At 59.9% G+C, this 13,853-nt stretch carries 6 protein-coding genes and 1 pseudogene; all 7 read right to left on the bottom strand.

Annotated elements, in window-relative coordinates; translation table 11 throughout:
• Nucleotides 1-22 precede the first annotated feature (22 nt).
• Nucleotides 23-3,370, bottom strand: coding sequence for a maltose alpha-D-glucosyltransferase (gene treS / locus QZ725_RS11665; RefSeq protein ID WP_293779697.1), 3,348 nt, complete (start codon nt 3,368-3,370; stop codon nt 23-25).
• 119 nt (nt 3,371-3,489) lie between these two features.
• Nucleotides 3,490-6,759 (bottom strand): maltotransferase domain-containing protein, encoded by a 3,270-nt coding sequence (locus QZ725_RS11660; RefSeq protein WP_293779695.1) that lies wholly within the window; start codon nt 6,757-6,759, stop codon nt 3,490-3,492.
• A 139-nt stretch (nt 6,760-6,898) separates the two neighbouring features.
• Nucleotides 6,899-8,452: a glycogen synthase GlgA gene (gene glgA, locus QZ725_RS11655; RefSeq protein ID WP_293779693.1), complete on the bottom strand. Its 1,554-nt coding sequence runs from the start codon at nt 8,450-8,452 to the stop codon at nt 6,899-6,901.
• A gap of 365 nt (nt 8,453-8,817) precedes the next feature.
• Nucleotides 8,818-9,480 (bottom strand): ligase-associated DNA damage response endonuclease PdeM, encoded by a 663-nt coding sequence (gene pdeM, locus QZ725_RS11650; protein WP_293779916.1) that lies wholly within the window; start codon nt 9,478-9,480, stop codon nt 8,818-8,820.
• A complete protein-coding gene (locus tag QZ725_RS11645) occupies nt 9,468-11,999 on the bottom strand; it encodes a ligase-associated DNA damage response DEXH box helicase (protein WP_293779691.1) in 2,532 nt (843 codons plus the stop codon). Before QZ725_RS11645 ends, pdeM begins: the two co-directional genes overlap by 13 nt.
• Nucleotides 11,996-13,615, bottom strand: a complete 1,620-nt coding sequence (locus QZ725_RS11640; RefSeq protein WP_293779689.1) for an ATP-dependent DNA ligase — start codon at nt 13,613-13,615, stop codon at nt 11,996-11,998. The genes QZ725_RS11645 and QZ725_RS11640 overlap by 4 nt, the downstream gene beginning before the upstream one ends.
• A pseudogene (locus QZ725_RS11635) lies at nt 13,608-13,853 on the bottom strand (DNA ligase-associated DEXH box helicase); the annotation flags it as partial. The gene QZ725_RS11640 and the pseudogene QZ725_RS11635, both read right to left, overlap by 8 nt.

Raw genomic sequence — 13,853 nt, 5'->3', positions numbered from 1 at the left:
CGTGGAGCCTTTGTTATGTTGGTTATTGCGGCGAGGATGCGTCGTCAGTTGTTGACAGCAGGCGCGCAGCCAGTTCGCTGAGACCGCGCAGTGGCACGATCAGCCATGCTGGGCGATTGGCGGCTTCGTAGCAAATCTCATACGTTGCCTTTTCCAGCGTGAACAGATCGAGCAGCGCTTCGGCTGCCGTGTGATCAGGCGCTGCCTCGCGGTAAGCACGCAGGAAGGTTTCGCGCGATTCCGGCACATAGCGTTCCAGCAGCCGCTGGCGCGCCTGCAGGGCCTGCTCGCTCATGTCGGCCGGACCACTGTTGGCCGAAAAGTAGGCGGCGTAATCGTAGGAACGGATCAGGCCGGCGACATCGCGCCACGGGCTGTTCTTTTCGCGGCGCTGTTCGAGCGTGCGCGCCGGTTCGCCTTCAAAGTCGACCAGATACACATCGCCGGACGACACCAGAATCTGGCCCAGGTGCAGATCGCCGTGAATGCGCGTGCGCAGTGCGCCGACGGCCTGTGCCGCCAGCTTGTCGATCAACGCGTCGAGGCCGCCCTTGAGCAATTGCAGGCGTGCTGACATGTCGCGTATGTCGTTGCTGTCTGACTCATGCTCGCGCAGAACGAGGAAGGCATGCGCGAGTTGCGCACGAATTTGCTCGGCCAGATGGCGGCAATCGGCTTCGCTCGCGTGTTCCGGTGCAAAGGCGGGATCGTCGCAAGGTTGTGCCAGCACGGTATGGAGTTCGGCCAGACGCGTGCCGAGCTTTTCGGCAAAGTGCAGCAGATCGATGATGGGGTCGGCCATGTCTGCCATTGCCGGCGTGCCGGTGCCGGTATCGTCGTTCTGCTGTGCCGTACGTGCCAGCGTATCGAGCGTCCAGCGCCATGCATCGCCCTGGCTGTGGATGAAGCGTTGCAGCACGATCAGCGTATGCGGTGTGCCGTCGGCGGCAACGCGCGTCATGTCGCCCAGCATCAGCGGCGCATTCTGGTAGCCGCGTTCGGTCAGCACACGACCCATTTCGAGTTCGGGATGGATGCCCGCCGTCAGATGGCGAATCACCTTGAGCACCACCGTATCGTCCATGCTGAGCGAGCTGTTCGATTGCTCGACCGTCATGCGGCGAATGCCGGCTTCTTCAGGCAGTGCGATATCGTCCAGCGCGCTGGTGCGACTGCAGACGATTACGCCATCCTCGGTCGTGATGCGCGCTTCCTTGCCGATCAGATCGAATATCAGATGGGCAAAGCTGTCCAGCGAGAATGCATCGGTCAGCATGCCGACATGGCGCTCGCGGCGTACGCGCGCCAATGCCAGTTGCTGCGGCAGGCTGGCACCGCCTTGTTCTTCGGCCAGCACGCCAAGCGGCTGAAAGTAACGCTCTTCGCCTTGTGCATCGGTGGTGACGAGTTCGGTCAGCATCATCGGCAGCGTGCCCGATGGTACCGGTAGCGATGTGGCGAGCGCGATGCGCACGGCTTCCAGCTTGTGCTGCTTGCCGGCATACCAGCGGCGCAGCTGCAGGTATTGCGGCAGCGTGACTTTTTCCAGCGTCTCGCGCGCAGCACCGCGCAACAGATCGGGCGCGCCATTCGGCAGCACCAGCGTCTGATAATCGGGCAGCGGTTCGGATGGTTTTACATACCAGGCTGGCATGCTGGTGTCGTTGACCAGCATGAACCAGTAGAAGCCGAACGGTGGCAAGGTCAGCAAATAAGTCAGTTGGCCGATCGGCGGAAAGGCCACGCCACCCAGCATTTCGACCGGGATACGGCCGGCGAATTGCGACAGATCGATTTCCACTGCTTGCGATGCGTGCGAGACGTTTGCCACGCAGAGAATGGTTTCGCTGTTGCCGTCGGCATCGGTGAATTCACGCAGATAGGCGAGGATGCGGCGATTGTCCGGGTACAAAAGGCGCAGCGTACCGCGCCCGAATGCATGGTGCTTGCTGCGCACTTGCAGCAGACGGCGCATCCAGTTCAGCAGCGAATACGGGTCTTCGTGCTGTGCCTCGACGTTGACAGCCTGATAGCCGTACAGCGGATCTTGAATCGCCGGCAGGACAAGGCTGGCCGGGTTAGCGCGCGAAAAGCCGCCGTTGCGGTCGGGAGTCCATTGCATCGGTGTCCGTACACCGTCACGGTCGCCGAGGTGGATGTTGTCGCCCATGCCGATTTCGTCACCGTAATACAGAACCGGTGTGCCTGGCATCGACAGCAGAAAACTGTTGAGTAGTTCGACACGGCGGCGGTCGCGTTCCAGCAACGGCGCGAGACGACGGCGAATGCCGAGGTTGATGCGCGCGCGTTTGTCGGACGCATAGTGGTTCCACAGGTAATCGCGTTCGCGCTCGGTCACCATTTCCAGTGTCAGCTCGTCGTGGTTGCGCAGGAAGATAGCCCACTGGCAGCTTTCCGGAATGTCCGGCGTCTGGCGCAGGATGTCGGTGATCGGAAAACGGTCTTCCTGCGCCAGCGCCATATACATGCGCGGCATCAGCGGGAAGTGGAACGCCATGTGGCATTCGTCTTCGTTGCCGAAGTAGGCTTGCACGTCTTCCGGCCACATATTGGCTTCAGCCAGCAACATGCGGTCAGGAAAGTTGGCATCCAGATCGGAGCGAATCTTTTTCAGGATCGCATGCGTTTCCGGCAGGTTTTCATTGCTCGTGCCTTCGCGCTCGATCAGATACGGCACGGCATCGAGGCGCAAACCATCGACACCGAGATCGAGCCAGTAGCGCATCACGTCCAGCACCGCATCGAGCACGGCGGGATTGTCGAAATTCAGGTCGGGCTGGTGCGAATAGAAACGGTGCCAGAAATACTGATTGGCGACCGGGTCCCAGGTCCAGTTGGATTTTTCGGTATCGAGGAAGATGATGCGCGTACCGGCATAGCCTTCGTCGGAATCGGCCCAGACATAGAAATCACGCTCAGGCGATCCCTTGGGCGCATTGCGTGCACGCTGAAACCACGGGTGCTGGTCGGAGGTGTGATTGACGACCAGCTCGGTAATCACGCGCAGGCCGCGCGCATGCGCTTCTTCGATGAAGCGGCGGGCGTCTTCCATGTCGCCGTAATCGGGATGCACGCCGATGTAGGCGGCAATATCGTAACCGTCATCGCGACGCGGCGAAGGATAGAAGGGCAGCAGCCAGATCGTGTTGACGCCCAGCGTGGCAATGTAATCGAGCTTGGCGATCAGACCGGCAAAGTCGCCTACGCCATCGTTGTTGCTGTCGAAAAACGATTTGACGTGCAACTGATAGATGACGGCATCCTTGTACCAGAGCGGGTCCTCGCTGAAGCTGGCAGATGGCCGCGCGAATTCCTGTTCTGCAATCTGGGCGGTCAACGGATTTGTCATGTTCAGCCTTTATCTCGTAATGGTTGCATCCTGCGTGACGGCCGACGATCGCTTACATGCTCACTGACTGCGTTTTCCTCGCCAGTGGCAATTTCAACTGCGGTGAGCGATTGCCGTCATTACCGCGGACGCACGCGCCATATCGCGAACGGCATCTGCTGCGGATCGAGCCTGATCTGCTGCTGCCTGCCGCGCCAGACAAAGCGCGTTTCGTTCATCAAATCCTCAACCTCGACTTCTGCATCGTCCGGCAGACCAAAGCGCCACAAGGGCACATCGATACGCGCCTCATGAGCGGCAAACGGATCGAGGTTGATTACCACCAGCAGCGTGTTGTCGCCAAAGCGATCCTGTGTTGCGCCACGCGTCGATTTAGAGAAATACAGGATCTGCTCGCTCGATGCAGTGTGGAAACGCACGTTCAGATGCGAATGCAACGCCGGATTGCCGTTGCGGATGCGATTGAGCTGCGTCACTTCACGCACGATGTTGCCGGGGCGCTGCCAGTCCCATGCGCGGATTTCGTATTTTTCCGAATCCAAATATTCCTCTTTGCCTGTGACAGCCTGCGCTTCGCACAGTTCGAAACCGCTGTATACGCCCCACAGCCCGGACAGGGTTGCGGCCAGCGCGGCCCGGATCACGAAGCCGGCACGGCCCGAGCGTTGCAGGAAGTAGGGATTGATATCCGGCGTGTTGACAAAGAAGTGCGGGCGGAAGAATTCGCGCGGGCCACCGGGCGGTGTGTTGGCCGTCAGTTCGGTCAGGTAGTCGATGAACTCCTGCTTGGTATGACGCCATGTGAAATAGGTGTACGACTGCGAAAATCCAACCTTGGCCAGGCGGTACATGGGCTTGGGCCGCGTGAACGCTTCCGACAGGAAAATCACATCGGGATAGCGGCTGCGTACCTCATTGATCATCCATTCCCAAAACGGCAGCGGCTTGGTATGCGGATTATCGACGCGGAACACGCGTACCTCTTCGCGTACCCACATCAGCACCACGTCGCGCAGTGCAATCCACAGATCGGGAATGGCCGGATGATCGCCTTCCGTCGCATAGAAATCGACGTTGACGATATCTTCGTATTTCTTGGGCGGATTTTCGGCGTAACGAATGGTGCCATCGGGCCGCCATGCGAACCATTCGGGATGCTCCTGCAGCCACGGATGATCGGGCGAGCATTGGATCGCGAAGTCGAGCGCGATTTCCAGCCCGTGCTCGCGTGCCACGCGCAGCATGCGACGGAAATCGTCCAGCGTACCGAGTTGCGGATGCACGGCATCATGGCCGCCATCGGGCGAACCAATCGCATACGGGCTGCCCGGATCGTCGGGTGATGGTGTCAGCGTGTTGTTCTTACCCTTCATGTTCTTCTTGCCGATCGGGTGGATCGGCGGGAAGTACAAGGTGTCAAAGCCCATGTCGCGCACCGCGGGAATCCGCGCAATCACGTCATCGAAGGTGCCATGTCTTTTCGTGTCGCCGCTTTGCGAGCGCGGGAACAGTTCATACCAATTGGAAAACTCGGCAGCACGGCGTTCGACATCGATGCGGTATTCGTCGCTCTGTGTGCGGAATTCACGCAAGTCTGCCGCGCGCATGAGGGCAGCGGTATCGCTGGCAAGAAATAGCTGTACAGCTTGTGCGCGTTCTTCATCATCGAGCTTCTTCCTGCTCTTTGATGGTAGCTGTTTAAGCAGTTTCTTCAGTGCGGCAACATGTTCACTGCCTTCGCCTTGTTGCGCCAGCGTCTTTTCGATCAGCAGGCGGCCTTCCTGCAATTCCAGCGATACGTTGAGGCCGGCGTGATGTTTCTTGTCGAGTTCGTCGCGGAAAGTGGCGAAATGATCGCGCCATGCATGTACGGCGAACAGATGACGGCCGATACGCTGCAAGGGCAGCACAGCTTGCCAGCGGTCGTTGTCACGCAGATGCATGGTCACTTCCTGCCATTGCTTGTCGTCTGCCGGTCGCCAGAGCACGGCGGCCGCCAGCTTGTCGTGGCCGTCGCCAAAGATGTCGGCTTCCACTTCAATATGGCTGCCGGCAATGCGTTTGGCGGGGAAGCGACCGCTATCGACCACGGGTGCAACCTGCTCGATCGCGATGCGCGAGCTTTTGGCTGCGCGCACCACACCGGCCTTGCCGCCCGTGGGCGTTTGCACGATAGGGCGTAATGGCTGAAGCGGCAGTGTGCGCACTTCGGCTGCTTGCAGCGGTTGCGATGTGCCATCGGGCAAGGCCCAGCCACCGGGCATATCGGCAAGCAGTGATGATGACAATGGATGAGGATGATGCAGATCGGCGTTGATGACAGTCAGCAGCATGCCCGCATCGTGCTTGCGCAGGAAAGCCATCAGGTCGGCGTGCGGTGCGGAAAGCGGAAGCAAGGTGGCGCTCGGGTTGCGTGCAGCCGCGTCCTTCATGGCCTGATTCATCGCAGCGATGTCTGCACCCAGATCGAAGGGACGATGTTGCAGCCAGTGCTCTGTGTTGTGTGCCAGTTCCGCTAACGGGCTGGCATTGCCAAATTCAAAGCCGGCGCTGATCAGCCAGCCATTTGCGGTGGCGGCAGCCGTCTGCAAAGCGCGGCGGTAGGCGCGTGTGGTGCTGGCGCTGTCTTCTGCATGCAGGCGTTGCGTCAGTCGCTGGCCCATCGGTTCTTCCGGCGCAGACAGCACGGGAGCAATCGTCATCAGCCGCTGGCGTTCTTCCAGCAGCCATGTCGAACGGTAATCCCACCATGCATCGGATGCGACCGTGTAATCGAAACCGCAATCGACCAGTGCAGGTAACTGGTCGGCCGGTGTGCCGGGTGTCCAGGCGATAAAAAGGGTATCGGGTGCAGCAGCCCTGGTGCTGCCGATCAATTCGCGCCAGAACCACGATGCCGGTCGGGTCAGCCCGAGGCAACGGAAACCGTCGATGCCGGCGTTTGTCCAGGCCGCTAATTGGCGCTGCCAGTATTGATGCGCCAGTTCCAATCCGGCCGCATCAAGACGCAGTTGCGCATGTTGCGTAACGCTTGCAGGGCAGATGCGCGGATCGGGCAAGGACAGTCTGTCTTCTTCATTACGGAAGAAATGCCCGGCATGAGATGCGGCGAGCGGGTGCTGCAAGGGGAAAACATCGGGTGCTAGATCGAGTAGCAGGCGCAATCCCTGTGCGTGACAGGCACTGGCAAGTTCCTGCAGCCGTTGGTTGTTCGTCTGTTCGTCTACCGACAGGAAGACACTGCCGCAGTCGCTCAGCAGCAGGCTGTCGAAGCCGAGACCGGCGGCATGCATCAGCACACGTGACCAGTCTTCATCGCGAGAGAGGGTGGAGGCGGCAATGCAGTAGATGCGCGGCGGGCGGTTGCCCGAAGCGGATTGGCTGGGCATGGTCAAACCGTTTCAGTGAAGAAGGGTGGAACAAACACAAATGCAGCAACCTGGCAGCAGGACGAACAAAAAGGCAAACCTGAGGGATGCCTATGATGATACGAGCGGCATGCAACCTGCGTTACATGCCGCATTTACCTCAAGCCGTCATTTTGAGGGGAGAGGGTGTCACCATGGATTTGCTCGCCTTGGGCTTCATCAATTCCTTGAGCAATTCAAGAAAAAACGGGCGGGCATTCACGGGAGCGATCGACGCATACAACTGGATGTAGGCCATCGCCGGGCTGGTCCACGAGAAATCGCACGACATCGCGTTGCGCTGCATGGTTTGCCAGACGGTCGGGCGTGCATAGAGTGCCAGAGCACGACCAACGGCGTCGGACAGATGCGATGCTTCTTCACCCTTGAACAGCACGCCGGTCGCGCCTTCGACCATATCATCGCCCTGGCCGGCATCGACTACCGTATCGCACAGACCGCCGACGCACGAGGCGACCGGGATCGTGCCATACAGCATCGAATAGATCGGCGTCAGGCCGAATGGCTCAAAACGTGTCGGATGCAGCAGGATGTCGGCACCGGCATGCAGGGCATGGGCGCGTTGCTCGTCGTAACCGATATGGACGCCAACCCGTTCCGGATAGTCCTTCGCAAGCTGGTTGAACTGTTCTTCATATTGCGGTTCGCCGCAACCGTGGATCACGACCTGGAAGTGCGGATGCTCTTGCAGCAGTTGGGGCAATGCGGCCAGCACTACATCGGCCATTTTTTGATGGGTGATGCGGCTGCCTAGCGCAAGCACGGGCGTGAAAGGTTGCAGCGGCAGGTTGAACAGGCGTTGCAGTTCACGCTTGCAGACAGTCTTGCCGCTCATGTTGTCGAGGCTGAAGTTGCGCTTGATCAGCGCATCGCTGCTCGGATTCCAGGTATCGAGATCGACGCCGTTCGGAATCGCACTGAGTACGTCCTTGCGACGGTTCAGAATGTCCTGCATGCCGTAGCCAAGCTCGCCGAGGATTTCCTCTGCATAGGTCTTGCTGACGGTGGTGATGCGGTCCGACCAGGCAATGCCGGCCTTCAGATAACTCATCTTGCCCCAGAATTCCATGCCCTCGGCCGTGATCATGTCCGAAGGAATGCCGATCTCGGTAGCGTGTTCAAGGGGGAAGTTGCCCTGGAAGGCGAGATTGTGAATCGTCAGTGCGGTGCCAACGCCGGTCACGCCTTGCACCTTCATTAGTGCCGCGATCAGGCCGGCGTGCCAGTCATTGGCATGCACCACGTGCGGCACCGGATAATCGGTACGGCCCGCGCATACTCGTACGGCGGCATGTGACAGAGAGGCGAAAGCGACAGCGTTGTCATCGAGTTCCTTACCGTTCTTGTCGACATAAGGATTGGCGGTACGGCTGGAAAACAGCGGCGAACGCACCAGCAGAACCTTGACGCCGGTATCCGGCATTACGCCTTGCATCAGTTCGGCATCACCACCAGGCAAGCCTGGCAGGTCGGAAATTTTCTTGAGATTGCGCGCCTGCTCGAGTGCAGCAGGGTAGCCGGGCATCAGGATGGTGACGTCCACGTTCAGCGAGGACAGACTGGCACCGAGGGCACCGATCACGTCAGCCAGGCCGCCAGTCTTGACCAGTGGAACGGCTTCTGAAGTGACGAGAAGAACGCGTGGTTGTGACATTTGACTTCTCCCAATGGATGCGCGGCTTGTGGCGTGCGCTGTAAGATTTTTTGCGAATGTTACTTACAATACCGAAGGCGGGTGGCTGGCCGGAATCAGACACTGCCGCAACCATTTGTAAGAAAACGTTACCGACGTAACATTTCGCCAAGTGTTTTCAAATGCTCTTTCCCCAATGAAACGAAGGTAATTATTGATACATGGCAATGCGTCGCAATTGCCCGTATCGCTATGCCGTGTCCCCGGCAATGCTTCTTTCGTCTAAACGCCAGGCAACCGGCGTCAGACAACCGTAAGTTAGCAAGGCGCATGCCTGATGCACGCGGCTGGTGCGCAGCCTGCCTGTTTTTGGAAAACGGCTGGGGTCAAACGGGAATCTGGATCACCACATCCTCGGCAATCACGAAAATGCGTTCGCCGCTTTGCCCATCGATGGTGAATCCACCCGTGAATGCACCGAAGGATGGCAATACGCCCCCATTCGGACCAAACACGAAACAGGGCAGGCGCAGGGCGTCGCTGCTGCTGCGTATGCGGAACACGGGATGCAGATGCCCCGCCAGTACGTAGCCGGACGCGCGATTGTGCGGCAGCTCGGGGTGATGGCAGAACGAAAACGGCGCGCACGCGAACGGTTCATCGACGACGTCGATGTTCAATTCGGCTGGCGGATCGCCGGCATGGCTGTCGTGGTTGCCGCGTACCAGCGTCAGTTGCAATGCCGGGTGTCGTGAGCGCCATGCCTGCAATGCCTGCAACGTCGCGATGGCGCGACCGGCTCGTGCATGCAGGAAATCGCCGAGGAAGACGATGTGCGCTACCTCGTATGCGGCGATCAGCGCATCGAGACGTTGCAGGTTGTCAGTCGTGGTGCCGCTGGGTACCGGAATGCCGTGCGCGCGAAACGCGGCAGCCTTGCCAAAATGGATGTCGGCAATGATCAGCATCTTTTGGGCAGGCCAATACACGGCGCGCTGCGGCAGCAGCAGGATGTCGGTATCGGCGATGGAAAGTGTCAGCGGGTCGATGCGGCTTTCTCCAGTTCGCGCACCATGCGTGCGACACGATCGGACAGCTTCTCCGTGCTCAGTTTTTCGCGGAAGCGCTCGACCATCAGCGGAAAGGCGAAGGGCGTGGCGCGTTTCGTTTCATGCAGGATGAGTGTACGTCCTTGCAGTTCTTCCAGTGTCATGCGCAGGCGTGTCAATTCCAGTTCCTGTTCGAGCACTTCGCGTTGCGCCTGGGTCAGCAGAAGGTTGTCGCTGTCGTGCTTGCGGAAGACTTCGAAGAACAGGCTGGACGACGCCTGCAACTGTCGATTGCTTTTCGGCTGGCCCGGATAACCCTGAAAGATCAGGCCGGCAATGCGGGCGATTTCGCGAAAGCGGCGCTGTGCGAGTTCGGTCGCGTTAAGGCTGGCCAGCACGTCTTCCAGCAGATGCTCCTTCGTGAACAGTTGACTGGCCGCGCCGGGAGCCAGTAAAGGTTGCCAGTCGATCTCGGTTGCGGAAAGCAGTTCGAAGCCGTAATCGTTGATCGAAATCGAGAAGGTGGCCGCTTGCTGTTTGCCGACGCGATATGCGAGCAGCGAAGCGAGACCCACGTGTACATTGCGTCCGGCAAACGGATACAGAAAGAAGTGCCGGCCTTCGCGACTATGCGTGATCTCAGCCAGCAGATGCTCGGCAGTCGGCAAGCCGGACCAGCGTTGCTGCAACTCGAGCAGCGGTGCAACAGCCTGCATTTCCGGGCCGTCGTAGCGATGCTGCTCGGCCTCCTGCAGGCAATCGAGCACGGCATGCGCAAGTTCTGATGACAGCGGCATGCGCCCACCCTGCCAGCGTGGCACGGCCCCGCGCGCACCATTGGCGCGCCGTACCAGCGCCGTCATCTCGTGCAGGCGCACGAATTCGAGAATGCGGCCGCCAAAAAGAAAATGATCGCCAGTCTTGAGGCGCGAGATGAAGGATTCCTCGATCGAACCGATGCGTCCGCCGCTCAGGTACTTCACCTGCACGCTGGCATCCGACACGATGGTGCCTATGCCCATGCGGTGACGACGCGCGATCTTTGCATCGGGCACGTGATACACACCGTGTTCGTCGGGCAGTACGCGGCGGTATTCGGGATAGACGGTCAGGCTGCGGCCGCCACGAGCGACAAAATCCAGCGCCCATTGCCATTCCTCCTGCGTGAGATTGCGATAGGCGTAGGCGCTACGCACTTCGTCATACAGTGCTTCGGACGTAAAGCCACCGCCAAGTGCCATCGTCACCAGATGCTGTACCAGCACGTCGAGCGGCTTGTCGGGAATGGCGCGCGCCTCGATCTGTCGTGCAGCGACGGCACGTTGGGCGGCAGCGGCTTCCAGCACTTCCAGCATGTTGGTCGGCACCAGCGTCACGCGTGACACGCGCCCCGGTGCATGGCCGCTGCGGCCCGCACGTTGCAACAGGCGGGCCACGCCGCGTGCGCTCCCGATTTGCAACACGCGCTCTACCGGCAGAAAGTCCACGCCGAGATCGAGGCTGGAGGTGCAGATCACGGCCTTCAATTCACCGCGCTTCAAACCTTGCTCGACCCATTCGCGCACGTCCTTGTCGAGCGAGCCGTGGTGCAGCGCAATCAGGCCGGCCCATTCCGGCTTGGCGGCCAGCATGTTCTGGTACCAGATTTCAGCCTGCGAGCGGGTGTTGGTAAAGGCGAGCGTGGTGGCGTGTCGATCGATTTCGTCGATGACAGGTTGCAGCATCTGGATGCCGAGATGGCCGCCCCAGGGAAAGCGTGACGGTTGCGGTGGAATCAGCGTATCGACCACGATCTTCTTGCGACTCGCGCCTTCGATACGCACGCCTGCCGGGCTGTGCTTGCCCAGCAGCGCATCTTGCGCTTGCTGCAGGTTGCCGAGCGTGGCGGACAGTCCCCAGATCAGCAGCTTCGGCTGCCAGCGTTGCAGGCGTGCGAGCGCCAGTTGCGTTTGCGTGCCGCGCTTGCTGCCCAGCAGTTCGTGCCATTCATCGACGATCACCATATCCAGTTGCGCGAATTGGCTTTGCGCGTCGGCACGGCTCAACATCAGGCTCAGGCTTTCGGTTGTGGTCACGAGTGCCGGTGGCAGGGCACGATCCTGTCGCGCACGTTCGCCGCTGCTGGTGTCGCCTGTACGCATGCCGACTTCCCAGTCCGGCAGCAAATCGGCAAGCGGTGCCTGCAAGGACTGGCGCGTATCGGCCGCCAGTGCGCGCATCGGCGTGATCCACAGGATGCGCAAGCCGGTCTTGCGTTTGTTCTTGCCGAGCTGTCGTGTGTTTTGCGGTTTTTTTTCATCACGCAAGGTGGATAAAACCCGCAATAGCGCGGCAAACCAGACGGCATAGGTTTTTCCGGAGCCGGTTGTTGCATGCAGCAGGCCTGAGCGACCGGCCAGTGCTGCCTGCCACACTTCTTTCTGGAACGCGAAGATACGCCAGTCGCGCCCCGCGAACCAGGCGTTGACGGCTTGCTGTGGGGTTGGCATGCGCGCTGTTTTTTCTGGTTTGGGCGTCATGGCAGCAGGCCCTTGAGTGTCGCCAGCGTATCGGCTTCCTCGATACGCTTGTCATCGCGAATGCGCAGGATGCGCGGGAAACGCACGGCTATCCCGGCCTTGTGGCGTGATGAGGCAGCAATGCCTTCGAATCCGATCTCGAACACCATGCTCGGTTTGACGCTACGCACCGGACCGAATTTTTCGATGGTGGATTTGCGAATGCGTGCATCCACACTGGCGATCTCGGCATCGGTCAATCCGGAATACGCCTTGGCGAACGGCACCAGCACGCGCGTGCCTTCGGCATCCTGATCCCATACCGCAAACGTGTAATCGGTGTAGAGCGACGCTCGACGTCCGTGACCGGCTTGCGCATAGATCAGCACGGCATCGACGCTGTACGGATCGATTTTCCATTTCCACCAGACGCCGACATCCTTGGTGCGGCCGACGCCGTAATGCGCATGGACGTGCTTGAGCATCATGCCTTCGACGCCGCGTGTTCGTGACGATTCACGCAGGGTCGCGAGTTGTTGCCAGTCGTCCGCTTCGATCAGCGGCGACAGTTGCAGTGCAGGCGCATCGACCTGTTGCACGATGCTTTCCAGGGTAGCGCGGCGTGTCGCCTGCGGCGTGGCGCGCAGGTCTTTGCCATCCTGTTCAAGCGCATCGTAGGCGACCAGGACAGCAGGCAGTTCGCCCAGCATCTTGCTGCTGATGGTCTTGCGACCAATGCGCTTTTGCAGATCGGCGAACGGTGCAGGTTGACCATCGCGCCAGATCAGGATTTCGCCATCAAGCACAGTGCCTTCCGGTAGCGGCAATTGCGCAATCTCAGGGAAGCGATCGGTAATCAGGTCTTCCCCGCGCGACCACAGCCAGCTTTGCCCGTTGCGTCGTACCAGTTGTGCGCGAATGCCATCGTATTTCCACTCGATCATCCAGTCGCTGCTTGAACCAAGATTCTGCGGATCGCTATTGAAAGCATGCGCAAGAAAGAAGGGATAAGGCTGACCGCCGCGCTGCGCGTGTTCGTCTTCGGTCAGTGGCGCGATCAACTGTGCATAACGCTCGGCGGTTGGCGCAACGCGGCCATCGGTCCAGCCGATCAATCGTTGGGCGACGAGCTTGCTGTCGAGCTCGCCGACATCGGCAAGCGCCCGCGTGACCAGCAGTTTGGAAACGCCGACGCGAAAGCCACCGCCAATCAGTTTGATCAGCAGAAACCGTTCGCGCCATTCGGTTTCATCCCACCACGCAAACAATGCTGCACGGATCGTTTCCGGCGTGGCACCGCGTAATGGCGCGATGCGGCTTTCCATCCAGTCGGCCAGACCGATATCGGCAGTTCGCTGCGGCGGTGGCAACACGTGCGCAATGGTTTCGGCCAGATCGCCGACAGCCTGATACGACTCTTCAAACAACCACTCGGCGATAGCGGCGTATTCGATCGCATATTGGCGCAGCAACCTGGTTGGCACTGCCTGACGCGGTTTGCCGCCCGCGAGGAAATAAACCGCCCACGCCGCGTGCCGTGCCGGTGCATGACGGAAGTATTGGCGCAAGGCATCGAGCTTGCGATTGGTCGCGGTGGTTGCATCCAGTTCGGCGTAGAGGCGGGCGAAGTCACGCATGGTCGGCCTGCTTGCCGGAAGAAGAGGCGGGCGATGCAGAAGAGGTATCGATAGTCGCTACGTTCGATTCTGCAGATTCGGCTGGCGCGATGGCGGCATCGTCCTCCTCGCCATACTCGGTTTCGAAGGCACTGGCATCAAGACCGTTTTCCTGCAACCAGCGCACCATCACCGGTATCTGTCCATGCGTGACGATCACGCGTTGTGCCCCGGTGGCTTGAATCGCCTGCATCAGGCC

Origin of the sequence: uncultured Oxalicibacterium sp. (assembly GCF_913776015.1) — a bacterium.
In the GTDB taxonomy this organism is placed as follows: domain Bacteria; phylum Pseudomonadota; class Gammaproteobacteria; order Burkholderiales; family Burkholderiaceae_D; genus Oxalicibacterium.
This window is presented reverse-complemented; position numbering and strand designations above follow the sequence as displayed.